The following is a 12793-nucleotide window of genomic DNA, read 5'->3' as shown; positions in this document are numbered from 1 at the left end:
TCGCGGCGGCGGTCGCTCAGGCGCGGCCGGCCGACTTCTGGGTCTTGCGGGTGACCGAGTCGATGACGACCGTGGCGAGCAGCACGCCACCGGTGATCATGTACTGGATCGGGGTGGCGATGCCCTTGAGCGCCAGGCCGTACTGGATCGAGGTGATCACCAGCACACCGAGCAGCGCGTTCCAGGTGCGGCCCCGGCCGCCGAAGAGGCTGGTGCCGCCGATGACGGCCGCGGCGATGACGTTCATCAGCAGGTCGCCGGAGCCGGCGCTCTGGTTGGCGGCCGCGATCTTGGAGGCCCAGAACAGGCCGCCGACCGAGGCGAAGAGGCCCGCGATGGCGAAGACCGAGACCCGCACCAGGGTGACGTTGATGCCGGCCCGGCGGGAGGCCTCGACGCTGCCGCCGAGCGCGAACACCTTGCGGCCGTACGCGGTGCGGCGCAGCAGGAAGTCGGTGCCGACCAGGACGATCGCGAACAGCAGCACCGCGAGCGGCAGGCCCTTGTACTGGTTGAAGATGACCGCCACGCCGAACGCGGCGATCGCCAGCAGCACCGTGCGCAGCACGATGTCGCTCAGCGGGCGCGACGGGATGCCGGCGGCCTCGCGGCGGCGGTTGCCGAGGAAGGCCGACAGGAAGTACCCGGCGACCGCGACGACGGCCAGCAGGTAAGCGGCGGCCACGTCCGAGAAGTAGTACGTGGTGAGCTTGCCGATGACGCCGTCGCCGTCGATGTTGATCGTGCCGTTGGAGCCGAGGATCTGGAGCATGAAGCCGTTCCAGAACAGCAGGCCGGCCAGGGTCACGGCGAAGGCGGGCGCGCCGATCCGGGCGAAGAAGAAGCCGTGCAGGGCGCCGATGACCGCGCCGGCCGCGAGGGCGGTGACGACGGCGAGCCACTCGTTGACGCCGTGCGTCACGCTCATCACGGCCATGATCGCCGAGGAGACGCCGGAGACGGAGCCCACCGACAGGTCGATCTCGCCGAGCAGCAGCACGAAGATGATGCCGACCGACATCATGCCGGTGGCCACCATGGCGACGAAGATGTTGTTGAGGTTCTCCGCGCCCAGGAAGGCCGAGTCGAGGCTCTGGAAGATCGCGCAGATGACGATGAGGCCGACGACGACCGGCAGCGCGCCGAGGTCGCCGGCGCGCATCTTGCGCTTGAACTCGCCGATGTAGCCGGCGAAGCCCTGCTCGCGCACGAGGAGGCGGGGGTCGACGGCGGGGGCCGCGTCGGCCGCGGCGGCGGGCGCGTCCACGGCGGTGCCGGCCGTGGTCCGGGTCTTGTCGATGCTCACTTCTGAGCCTCCGCTGTGGTGCGCGCCGCACGACGGGTCACGGCGTTGTCCGTGGCGCCGGTGATGGCGGAGATGATCTCTTCCTGCGAGGTGGTCTTGACCTCGAACACGCCGTTGTTGCGGCCGAGCCGCAGGACGGCGACCTTGTCGGCGACGGCCTTCACATCGGCCATGTTGTGGCTGATGAGGATGACCGCGAGACCGCGTTCGCGCAGCCGCTCGACGAGGTCGAGGACCTGGGCGGTCTGCTCGACGCCGAGCGCGGCGGTGGGCTCGTCGAGGATGACCAGCTTGGGCTCGCCGAGCATGGAGCGGGCGATGGCCACGACCTGGCGCTGACCGCCGGAGAGCGAGGCGATCGGGATGCGCACGCTGGGGATGCGGATGGACAGGGTTTCGAGCAGCTCGCGCGAGCGGCGCTCCATCTCGACCTCGTCCAGGACTCCGCGGCGCTTGATCTCCCGGCCGAGGAACAGGTTGCCGACGACGTCGATGTTGTCGCACAGGGCGAGGTCCTGGTACACCGTCGCGATGCCCAGGTTCTGGGAGTCGTGCGGCCGGTTGACCGAGACCGGCTTGCCCTCCCACTCGATGACACCGTCATCGATGGGGTGCACGCCGGCGATCGTCTTGACAAGGGTGGACTTACCGGCGCCGTTGTCGCCGACGAGGGCGACCACCTCTCCGGCGTGGACCTCAAGCTCTACGTCGGTGAGCGCCTGGACGGCACCGAATCGCTTGGAGACCCCGCGCAACGCCAGCACGGGCGTAGCGGACACGTGAACCATCTCCTTCGCCGCCTGAGCCTGACCCCGGCGGGAGGTTGAACAAGAAGAGTGAGGGGGGTGCGTTCCGTCCGGCGCCCCGCCGTTGTGCTTGCGGGGCTGTCGGCGGCGGGGCGCCGGACGTGCTGACACGGACGCGTGCTCGGTGGCCGCGCTCTTCCGTGCAGGTCAGCGGGGCCGCCGCGGGGGCGGCCCGAAGGTGTTACTACAGGCCGGCCTTGTCACAGGCGGCCTTGTACTTGGCCGTGCAGATCTCGGCCTTGGTGTAGTAACCCTCCTTGATGACCGTGTCGTTGATGTTGTCCTTCGTCAGCGAGACGACGGGGACGATGACGGCCGGAACGCCCTTCTCGGTGCCGCTGTCGACGGTGGTCGTCTTCAGCGAGCCGTCGACCTTGCCGGTCTTGGCGATCGAGACGGCCATCTTGGCGACGGTCTGGGCCTCCTGCGGGTACGACTTGAAGACGCTCATGTACTGCTCGCCCGCCACGATGCGCTGCACGCCGGCGAGTTCGGCGTCCTGGCCGGTGACCGGGGGAAGGGTCTTCAGGCCCGCGCCCTTGAGCGCGGTGATGATGCCGCCCGCCATGCCGTCGTTGGCGGAGTAGACGCCGACGATCTTGTCCTTGCCGAGGGCGGAGATGGCGCCCTCCATGTTGGTGTTGGCGTTCTCCGGCTTCCACTCCTTGGTGTCGTACTCCTTGCCGACGTTCACCTTGCCGTCGAGGACGTCGTGCGCGCCCTTCTTGAACTGGGCGGCGTTCGGGTCGGTCACGGAGCCGTTCATCATGACGATCTTGCCGGACTTGGCCTTGTCGCCCAGGGCCTTCAGCAGGGCCTCGCCCTGCGTCTTGCCGACCTCTTCGTTGTCGAAGGAGGTGTAGGCGGAGATCGGGCCCTCGGCGAGGCGGTCGTAGGCCACGACCGGGATGCCGGCCTCCTTGGCCTTCTTCACGCCCTGGGCGACGGCCTTGTAGTCGACCGCGTCCAGGATCAGCACGTCGACCTTCTTGGTGATCATCGTGTCGATCTGCTGCGACTGGAGGGTCGCGTCCTGCTTGGCGTTGAGGTACTCGACCTTGCCCTTGCCGTTGGTCAGCTCCGAGATCTGCTTCTCGATGATCGGCTTGTCGAACTTCTCGTAACGAGCCGTCTGGTTCTCCGGCAGCAGCAGACCGACGGTGATGTCGTCGCCCTTGGCGGCGGCGGTCTTGGTGTCGTCGGCCTTGTCGCCGGACTCCTTGGCGCTGCCACAGGCGGCGAGCGAGACGGCCATGGCACCAGCAGCAACGGCGAAGGCCGCACGACGCATACGCGTGTTCACTTCTTCAAACCTCCCTGACGAGGCCGCGTCGTTGCGGCCGAGGTGGCAGGAAGTCAACTCGGCCACACGTGCGACGTCAAGAAGTAAATCCTTAACGAGATGGCAACGGTGCCATCCGTTCTCTAAGTGAAGGCGGGGGCGGCGACGGTCAGCGCACCGTCCAAAAGGGTCGAATCACCCATTTCGCTCAGCGCCAGGGCGAGCGCGCCCAGCACCTCGGCGCGACCGCCAAGTGCCCCCGGAAGCACCGACAGTTGCCGTGCCGCGCTGGGGATGGCATAGCGGCTCACGGACTCCCTGATGGGCCCCAGAACCAGCTCACCGGCCTCGGCGAGGTCGCCGCCGAGGACGACCCGGCTCGGGTTGAGCAGGTTGCAGAGATTGGCCACCCCGCTGCCGACGTGCCGGCCGACGTCGGCGATCACCCGGCGGCAGCCCGGGTCCCCGTCCCGGGCCAGCCGTACGACACCCTCCATGGTCAGGTCGGTGCCGTGACTGGGCTGGAGCAGCGGCAGGACGTAGCGGGCGGCGGTGAACGTCTCCAGGCAGCCGCGGTTGCCGCAGCGGCAGACCGGGCCGGACTCGTCGAGCGTGATGTGCCCGATCTCGCCCGCCGTGCCGCCGGGGCCGCGGTAGATCTTGCCGTTGATCACCAGACCGGCGCCCACGCCGCTGGCGATCTTGATGTAGGCCAGGTCGCGCACCCCGCGTCCGCTGCCCCAGACCAGCTCGCCGAGGGCGCCGAGGTTGGCGTCGTTGTCCACGTGCACCGGTACGCCGAGGCGCCCCCGCAGCTCCTCGGCGGGCTTGATCCCGCCCCAGCCCGGCAGGATGGCGGTGGAGCCGAGCGTGCCGGACTCCACGTCGATCGGGCCGGGCACGCCGAGACCGACGCCCGCGACCTTGGACCGGTCCACCCCGGTGGCCGAGATCAGGCGGTTGACCAGCTCCTCCGCCCGGTCGAAGCCCTGTACCCAGGAGGCGTCGACGTCCAGCGGCTCGGACTCCTCCGCCAGTACCTGGTGGGCCAGGTTCCCGATCGCGACCCGCAGGTGCGCGTGCCCGAAATCGACCCCGATCACGATGCCGGCGTCCCCGCTCAGGGAGACGCTGCGCGCCCGGCGGCCGCCCGCGGACGTGGGCGTGACCTGGACTGTTCCGCCGTCCTTCAGCTCCCGCACGATATTGGAGACGGTCGCCGCTGACAGACCGGTGGTCCGTGCGATCTCCGCCTGCGTGAGGGATCCGGCAAGGCGCACGGCACGTACGACCCGCTCCAGGTTGGCTCGGTGCAGCGATGACTGCGACCCTGGAGTCTCCACGACGACCTCCTGAGCGCGGGGCCGCTTCGGCGAGGCCCCGTCCATGTCCAACAAGTGAACTCTAAGATGAGCCGTTCGGGTTGCCTCCCGTCAAGAGGTTGAACCGTTTCGGGGCACACGGACCTGCCCGGACCCACCCGCGCGGGTGTGCTACGGACCCCTCGCCGACGGGCCCGTCGGCGCCCGGACCCGCCGTCGGCGGACCGCACGCACGCCGCAGCCGCCCCCGGCGGACCGGGGGCGGCTGCTGACGCACGAAGGGCGAAAAGGGCTGAAACGGTTCGGCGGGGCCGCCGCCGGTCCGGGCCGCTACTTCAGCGCGCCCGCCGTCAGACCCTGTACGACCTGCCGCTGGAAGATGATGTAGGCCGCCAGGACCGGCAGCATCGCCATCACCAGACCGGCGAAGAGTCCGGACCAGTCGCCCTTGTACCCCTGGCTGACGGCCAGCTGGACCAGCCCCTGGGTGAGCACGTGCTTGTCCGGATCGGTGTTGAGCACGGTGGGCAGCATGTACTGGTTCCACTGCCCCAGGAAGTTGAAGATCCCCACGCTGATCAGGCCGGGCTTGGCCATCGGCAGCATGATCTGGAAGAACGTCCGGGTGTGCGAGGCCCCGTCCACGAACGCCGCCTCCGCCACCGAGGCCGGCAGGGTGCGGAAGAACGCGGTCAGGAAGAAGACCGTGAAGGGCAGCGAGTAGGCGATGTACACCAGGATCAGGCCGTGGATGGTGTTCAGCAGCCCCATGTTGTTCACGACGTAGAACAACGGCACCAGCGCCAGCATCACCGGGAAGCTCATGCCGCCGACGAAGAGGTAGTAGATGAAGCGGTTGCCCGGGAAGTCGAAGCGGGCCAGCACGTACGCCGCCATCGACCCGAGCACCAGGGTGCCGATGAGCGAGCCGCCCACCACCAGGACGGTGTTGAGGAAGTAGTCGCTCATGTGGGCGTCGGTCCAGGCCCGCGCCCAGTTGTCGAAGTGCAGCTTGTCGGGCAGCGCCCAGGGCGAGCCGAAGATCGCCCCGTCGCTCTTGAAGGACGTCATCACCGCCCACACCAGCGGCATGACCACCATGATCGCCCAGATGATCAGGATGCCGTGCGAGAAGGCGTTGAGGACACCGCCCTCCTTCGCCTTGCGGGGCGCGGCGCCGGACGGCGGGCCGGCCTTGGCGACGGCGGTCCCGGACTCGGCCGGTACGGGGGCGGGGGGCTCGGTCGTTTTCATGCTCAGAACTCCAGCCGCTCGCGCCGGCCCAGCCGCATCACCACGGCCGCGAAGGCCAGGGTGACGAGCAGCAGGGCGACGCCGATCGTGGTGGCGTAGGCGGCCTGACCGTCACGGAACGCCTTCTGGTACACGTACAGGACCATGACGGTGGTCGAGTAGTCGGGACCGCCCGGGCCGGTCGTCATGATCTGTACGACCGCGAACGACTCCGCGCCGAGGGCGAGGATGCCCATGTAGACCCAGCCGGACTGCACGGTGTCCCACAGCAGCGGCAGGGTGATCCGGAAGAAGGTGGTGGCCCGCCCCGCGCCGTCCAGCAGCGCGGCCTCGTACAGGTCGGCCGGGATGGAGGCCATCCCGGCGGAGAAGAGGACCACGAAGAAGCCGACCTGGGACCAGACGAGCACGGCCATCACGCACCACAGGGCCAGGCTGGGGTCGCCCAGCCAGAGCGGCTGCACGCCGTCGAGGCCGAGCCCGCGCAGCAGCGAGTTGATCGCTCCGCTGTCCGGGTTGTACGCGAAAGCGAACAGCAGGGCGACGATCGCGATCGACAGCACCTGCGGGAAGAAGTAGACGATCTTGTAGAAGCCGGAGCCGCGGACACCGGTGATCACCGGTCCGCCCTTCCGGCGCCGGCCGCCGACGTTGATCATGAAGGCGAAGAACAGCGCCAGGCTGAGCGTCACCACCGGCAGCACCGCGGCGAACAGCAGACTGTGCTGGAGCGACTTCCAGAAGATCTCGTCGTCCCACAACCTCTGGTAGTTGTCGAAGCCGACCATCTTGAAGTCGGGACTCAGGCCGGTCCAGTCCGTGAAGGAGTAGTAGATGGACTGGATGAACGGCCAGACGACGAAGAGCGCGTACAGCCCCAGGGGCAGGGCCAGGAACCCCACGATGAACCGGTATTTGCCGTGCTGCATTGCTGGTGACCCCGATCTGAAGGGCGGACGGCGCCGCCAGGGACCGCCCGGCGCCGGCCGGACGGTCCCTGGCGGCGGACCCTCACTGGTGCTTGTAGTGCTTGATCGACGTGTCCTTGGCCGCCTCGTCGGCGAAGCCCTGGATCTTCTTGATGGTCTCCGCCGGGGTGGCGCGGCCGGCCATCATCTCGCCCAGACCGGACACACCGATCTTCTCCTTCTGGAGCTGCACGTACCAGTCCTGCATGCGCGGGTTCAGCACATTGGAGCCGGCCTTCTCCAGCGCCGCCACGCCCGACTTCAGACCGGGGGTCAGGTCGATGCCGTCGGTGCCGCCGTTGTAGGCGGACAGCGACTTCACCTTGGCGGTGAAGTTCTTGGAGGATGCCTCGCTGAGCATGACGCGCAGCTGCTCCATGCCGCCGGCCTGGTTGGCGGCCTTGGCCGGGACGATGAAGGGCTCGCCGCCGGAGGCCCAGATGGTGCCGAAGGGCATCTTGTCGGAGCCGTCCAGACCGGTGGGGGCCGAGACGGCGAGGTCGAAGTCGGCCGGGATGACGTTGGCGGACTCGTTCTCCACCCAGGAGCCGTTCGGGATGAACAGCGCCTTGCCCTTGGCCCAGGCGGTCTGCGACTGGATGTGGTCCAGGCCCGGGGTGCCCTTGAGGATGTAGCCCTTCTTGTACAGCTCGTAGTAGGCCTCGAAACAAGCCTTGACCGCCGGGTGCTTCCAGGCGTTCGGCTCCAGGTTGTCGATGGCGTCCAGGACCTGGCGGCCGCCGACCTTGCCGATCATCGGGTAGAGCGAGAAGGGGATGTAGTACGGGTACTTTCCGGCGTAGGTCCAGCCGGCCATGCCCTTCTTCTTGGCCTTCTCGCACAGCGCGAGCATCTGGTCCCAGGTCTCGGGGTACGTCGCGTCCAGCGAGTCCAGGGCCTTCTGCGAGTACCAGGTGCCGTAGACCGTGTAGGCGTAGTAGAGGATCCACACCGGCCGGCCGTCGAACTGGCCCATCTCCACGATGCCCGGCCGCAGCGTGTCCCGGACCTTCTTCTTCGGGTCGTCGTAGGAGGGCGCGTCCAGCAGCGGGGTGAGGTCGGCGAGCTGGTTCTTGCCGACCAGGACGCCCATGTCCATCTGCTCGGCGCCGGAGTTGTCGATGAGGTCCGGCGGGTTGCCCTGATTGAAGCGGGGCTGGAGCGTGGACTGGATCTTCTGGGTGGCGGCGAACTTCACCTTCGCCTTGGGGAAGTCCTTCTGATAGATCTTCGTGGCGTCCTCGGCGTACTCCTTGCCGAAACCGCCGTCGAACAGGACGAATTCCATCTGCGCGCTGTCATTGACACCGAGCGGATTCTTCGCGGTCTTCTTGCCCGCCTTGGCCTTGTCCTGCCCGTCGCCGCCACCGCTGGCGCACGCGGACAGGAGGCTCATCGCAGGTACGGAGATCAGCCCCAGGGCCGCGGACCTCTTGATCAGGTCGCGGCGGCCGACGCCCCCGTGGTGTGCGGCGGAAGTGGATCCCATGCGCAAGTCCTCGCCTTCTCCAGGACTCAGGCGGTGAACCGGATCCTCCCCGGCACCGCGGTAGGCCAAGCTGGGTCGTGCAGGAAGTACTTCGTGCGTCATCCACCGGGATCGCGGAGAAAACAAGGAGGCCGGCGCGTTTCGCACGCCGAACCACCTTTCCGGCTCCCCCCGGCACCGCACGCCGTCAGGTAGAACGGCTTCGCGGACGCCGACAGGTATAGTCCACTTTCGGGCGGCGGAGCAAGATCGAACACAAGGTTCCCCGTCGGTCTTTTCCGAGTTGAGACCTCGCGGAAATATGAGCCGCCTGTGGGCCTCCGCACGGAAATATCCATGACTTCACGCCCGAATGCCGCACCCAACACCCTTGACACCACTGGTCACTTGACTCCCTACTGGAGCTTGCGCCGAATCTGACAACGTTGTCCGGCACGTTGTCCGGTGCCTCGGGACCAGGGAGGGTGCCCTCGTATGCAACGCAGAGCACGGCACAGATGGAGTCCGGCGGTCGTCCTCACGGCCGCCTTCGTCATGGCCGCAGCATCCCAGGGGGCGGCGATCGCCCTGCCCGGCAAGGCCCCGGCGGCCGGCCGGGAGTTCAGCTCCTCGTTCGAGACGGGCGATCCGGCCCCCGACTGGCTGAGCACCGTCGACACCGCGCCCGGCGGCGCCAAGCGGGCCTCCGGCGTGGACGGCGGCTACAGCAGCGGCATCCCGGGCAATGTGGACGACCACGTCACCGACCTGCGGGCCAGCAACGAGAACACCAGCGGCGGCGAGGTCAAGGAGAACCTGGTCGACGGCGAGTCGGGCACCAAGTGGCTCACCTTCGAGTCCACCGGCTGGGTCGAGTTCGACTTCGACAAACCCGTCAAGATCACCCGATACGCCCTCACCTCCGCCAACGACTACGCCGAACGGGACCCCAAGGACTGGACCCTCCAGGCCTCCGCGGACGGCAAGGACTGGAAGAGCGTCGACTCCCGCACCGGCGAGACCTTCGCCGAGCGGTTCCAGACGAAGACGTACGACCTGGCCGCACCGGCCGAGTACCAGCACTTCCGGCTGGAGGTCACCCGGAACAACGGCGCCTCGGGCATACTCCAGCTCGCCGACGTCCAGTTCTCCACGGGCGACGGCGACGGCTCGGTTCCGAAGGACATGCTCTCGCTGGTCGACCGCGGCCCGAGCGGCTCGCCGACCGCGAAGTCGGGCGCCGGCTACACCGGCAAGCGCGCCCTGCGCTACGCCGGCCGGCACACCGCCCAGGGCCGGGCCTACTCGTACAACAAGATCTTCGACGTGAACGTCAAGGTCGACCGCGACACGGCCCTGTCCTACCGCCTCTACCCGTCGATGGCCGACGGCGAGCGCGACTACGACGCCACGAACGTCGCCGTCGACCTCGTCTTCACCGACGGCACCTCTCTGAGCCGGCTGGGCGCCACCGACCAGCACGGCTTCGGGCTCACCCCGCAGGCGCAGGGCGCGGCCAAGACGCTTTACGTCAACCAGTGGAACAACGTCGTCTCGCGCATCGGCTCGGTCGCGGCCGGCAAGACCGTCGACCGGATCCTGCTCGCCTACGACTCCCCCGCCGGCCCCGCGAAGTTCCGCGGCTGGCTGGACGACGTGACGATCCGGCACGCCGCCCCCGACAAGCCCAAGGCGCACCTGTCCGACTACGCGCTCACCACCCGCGGCACCAACTCCAGCGGCAGCTTCTCGCGCGGCAACAACTTCCCCGCCACCGCCCTGCCGCACGGCTTCAACTTCTGGACGCCGGTGACCAACGCGTCCTCGCTGAGCTGGCTGTACGAATACGCGCGTGCGAACAACACGGACAACCTGCCGACGATCCAGGCGTTCAGCGCGAGCCACGAGCCGAGCCCCTGGATGGGCGACCGGCAGACCTTCCAGCTGATGCCGTCCGCCGCCTCCGGAACGCCGACCACCGACCGCACCGCCCGCGCCCTCGCCTTCCGGCACGAGAACGAGACCGCGCGCCCCTACTACTACGGCGTCACGTTCGAGAACGGCCTCAAGGCCGAGATGACCCCGACCGACCACGCCGCCGCCCTGCGCTTCACCTATCCGGGCGATGACGCGAGCGTGCTGTTCGACAACGTCACCGAGCAGGCCGGCCTCACCCTGGACAAGGAGCACGGCGTCGTCACCGGCTACTCCGACGTGAAGTCCGGGCTGTCCACCGGAGCCACCCGGCTGTTCGTCTACGGCGTCTTCGACAAGCCCGTGACGGACGGCTCGGCTTCCGGCGTCAAGGGCTACCTGCGCTTCGCCGCGGGCCAGGACCGCACCGTCACGCTGCGCCTGGCCACCTCGCTGATCAGCGTCGACCAGGCCAAGGACAACCTGGCCCAGGAGATCCCGGCCGGCGCCTCCTTCGACACCGTCAAGGCGCGCGCCCAGCGCACCTGGGACAAGCTGCTGGGCAAGGTCGAGGTCCAGGGCGCCACGCCCGACCAGCTGACCACGCTCTACTCCAGCATGTACCGGCTGTACCTGTACCCGAACTCCGGCTCCGAGAAGGTCGGCGGCAAGGACCGGTACGCCTCCCCGTTCTCGGCGATGACGAGCCAGGACACCCCCACCCACACCGGCGCGAAGATCGTCGACGGCAAGGTGTACGTCAACAACGGCTTCTGGGACACCTACCGCACCACCTGGCCGGCGTACTCGCTGCTGACGCCGTCCCAGGCCGGGGAGATGGCCGACGGGTTCGTGCAGGGCTACAAGGACGGCGGCTGGACCTCGCGCTGGTCCTCCCCCGGCTACGCCGACCTGATGACCGGCACCTCCTCGGACGTGGCCTTCGCCGACGCCTACGTCAAGGGCGTCCCGATGGACGCGAAGGCGGCGTACGAGGCGGCCCTGAAGAACGCGACCGTGGTGCCGCCGTCCTCCGGCGTCGGCCGCAAGGGCATGAGCACCTCCCCCTTCCTCGGCTACACCAGCACCGCCACCGGCGAGGGCCTGTCGTGGGCGATGGAGGGCTACGTCAACGACTACGGCATCGCGAAGATGGGCGAGGCCCTCTACAAGAAGACGGGCCAGAAGCACTACCAGGACGAGTCGCAGTACTTCCTCAACCGCGCCCAGGACTACGTCAAGCTGTTCGACCCGAAGGCGGGCTTCTTCCAGGGCAAGGACGCGCAGGGCAACTGGCGCGTGGACTCCGCGAAGTACGACCCGCGCGTGTGGGGCTACGACTACACGGAGACCGACGGCTGGGGCTACGCCTTCACCGCCCCGCAGGACAGCCGGGGCCTGGCCAACCTGTACGGCGGCCAGAAGGCCCTCGGTGACAAGCTCGACGCCTACTTCGCCACCCCGGAGACCGCCTCTCCGGAGTTCGTCGGCTCCTACGGCGGCGTCATCCACGAGATGACCGAGGCGCGGGACGTGCGGATGGGCCAGTACGGTCACTCCAACCAGGTCGCGCACCACGTCACCTACATGTACGACGCGGCCGGCGAGCCCGCCAAGGCGCAGCAGAAGGTCCGCGAGGTGCTCTCCCGGCTCTACGTCGGCAGCGAGATCGGCCAGGGCTACCACGGCGACGAGGACAACGGCGAGCAGTCCGCCTGGTACCTGTTCTCCTCGCTCGGCTTCTACCCGCTGGTCATGGGCAGCGGCGAGTACGCCATCGGCTCCCCGCTGTTCACCAAGGCGACCGTGCACCTGGAGAACGGCCACGACCTGGTGATCAAGGCCCCGAGGAACAGCGCGAAGAACATCTACGTGCAGGGGGTGCGGTTCAACGGCCGGGCGTGGAACTCCACCAACCTGCCGCACTCGCTGCTGTCCAAGGGCGGCGTGCTGGAGTTCGCCATGGGCTCTGGGCCCTCGAAGTGGGGCACGGGCAAGAACGCCGCGCCGGTGTCGATCACGACCGGCGACAAGGCGCCGACGCCCCGGGCGGACGTGCTGAAGGGCGACGGCGCGCTGTTCGACGACACTTCGGCGACCCAGGCGGCGGTGAGCACGGTGGACCTGCCGGTGACCGGCTCCGCCAAGGCCGTCCAGTACACGCTGACCTCGCCGGCCGACCACTCCCAGGCGCCGACGGGCTGGACGCTCCAGGCGTCCTCGGACGGCACCCACTGGAGGACACTGGACCGGCGCTCGGGCGAGTCGTTCGCCTGGGACAAGCAGACCCGGCCGTTCACTATCGCCTCGCCGGGCGGCTACACCAAGTACCGGCTGGTGTTCGACGGCGCCGCCACGCTGGCGGAGGTGGAACTGCTGGCCTGACGCGCGCTCCCGAGTGACGAAGGGGCGGGTCCGCACCGGGACCCGCCCCTTCGGCGTGCTCAGCCGCTTCGGCCGCTCGGTGTGCCGG

At 68.5% G+C, this 12793-nt stretch carries 8 protein-coding genes; 1 reads left to right on the top strand and 7 read right to left on the bottom strand.

Annotated features, from left to right (window positions below; translation table 11 throughout):
* Positions 1–16: 16 nt before the first annotated feature.
* From ABEB07_RS04085 to ngcE, 7 genes are all read right to left on the bottom strand, one after another.
* Positions 17–1306 (bottom strand): sugar ABC transporter permease, encoded by a 1290-nt coding sequence (locus ABEB07_RS04085; protein WP_345667041.1) that lies wholly within the window; start codon positions 1304–1306, stop codon positions 17–19.
* Positions 1303–2094: an ATP-binding cassette domain-containing protein gene (locus tag ABEB07_RS04080; protein WP_176150910.1), complete on the bottom strand. Its 792-nt coding sequence runs from the start codon at positions 2092–2094 to the stop codon at positions 1303–1305. Before ABEB07_RS04080 ends, ABEB07_RS04085 begins: the two co-directional genes overlap by 4 nt.
* 202 nt (positions 2095–2296) lie before the next feature.
* Positions 2297–3403, bottom strand: coding sequence for a sugar ABC transporter substrate-binding protein (locus ABEB07_RS04075; protein WP_345667154.1), 1107 nt, complete (start codon positions 3401–3403; stop codon positions 2297–2299).
* Between the two features lie 134 nt (positions 3404–3537).
* Positions 3538–4737: an ROK family protein gene (locus tag ABEB07_RS04070; protein ID WP_164582205.1), complete on the bottom strand. Its 1200-nt coding sequence runs from the start codon at positions 4735–4737 to the stop codon at positions 3538–3540.
* A gap of 309 nt (positions 4738–5046) precedes the next feature.
* Complete coding sequence (locus ABEB07_RS04065) at positions 5047–5970, bottom strand: carbohydrate ABC transporter permease (protein WP_176150907.1); 924 nt, start codon at positions 5968–5970, stop codon at positions 5047–5049.
* A 2-nt stretch (positions 5971–5972) separates the two neighbouring features.
* On the bottom strand, positions 5973–6899 hold the full coding sequence (locus ABEB07_RS04060) for a carbohydrate ABC transporter permease (protein WP_345667040.1): 927 nt from the start codon (positions 6897–6899) through the stop codon (positions 5973–5975).
* Between the two features lie 82 nt (positions 6900–6981).
* Positions 6982–8427, bottom strand: coding sequence for an N-acetylglucosamine/diacetylchitobiose ABC transporter substrate-binding protein (gene ngcE, locus ABEB07_RS04055; protein WP_176150905.1), 1446 nt, complete (start codon positions 8425–8427; stop codon positions 6982–6984).
* Positions 8428–8901: 474 nt separating this feature from the next.
* On the opposite strand from ngcE, the gene ABEB07_RS04050 reads away from it, so the two are divergent.
* On the top strand, positions 8902–12705 hold the full coding sequence (locus ABEB07_RS04050) for a GH92 family glycosyl hydrolase (RefSeq protein ID WP_345667039.1): 3804 nt from the start codon (positions 8902–8904) through the stop codon (positions 12703–12705).
* The last annotated feature ends 88 nt before the right edge of the window (positions 12706–12793 follow it).

Origin of the sequence: Streptomyces similanensis, assembly GCF_039543625.1 — a bacterium.
Classification (GTDB): domain Bacteria; phylum Actinomycetota; class Actinomycetes; order Streptomycetales; family Streptomycetaceae; genus Streptomyces; species Streptomyces similanensis.
This window is presented reverse-complemented; position numbering and strand designations above follow the sequence as displayed.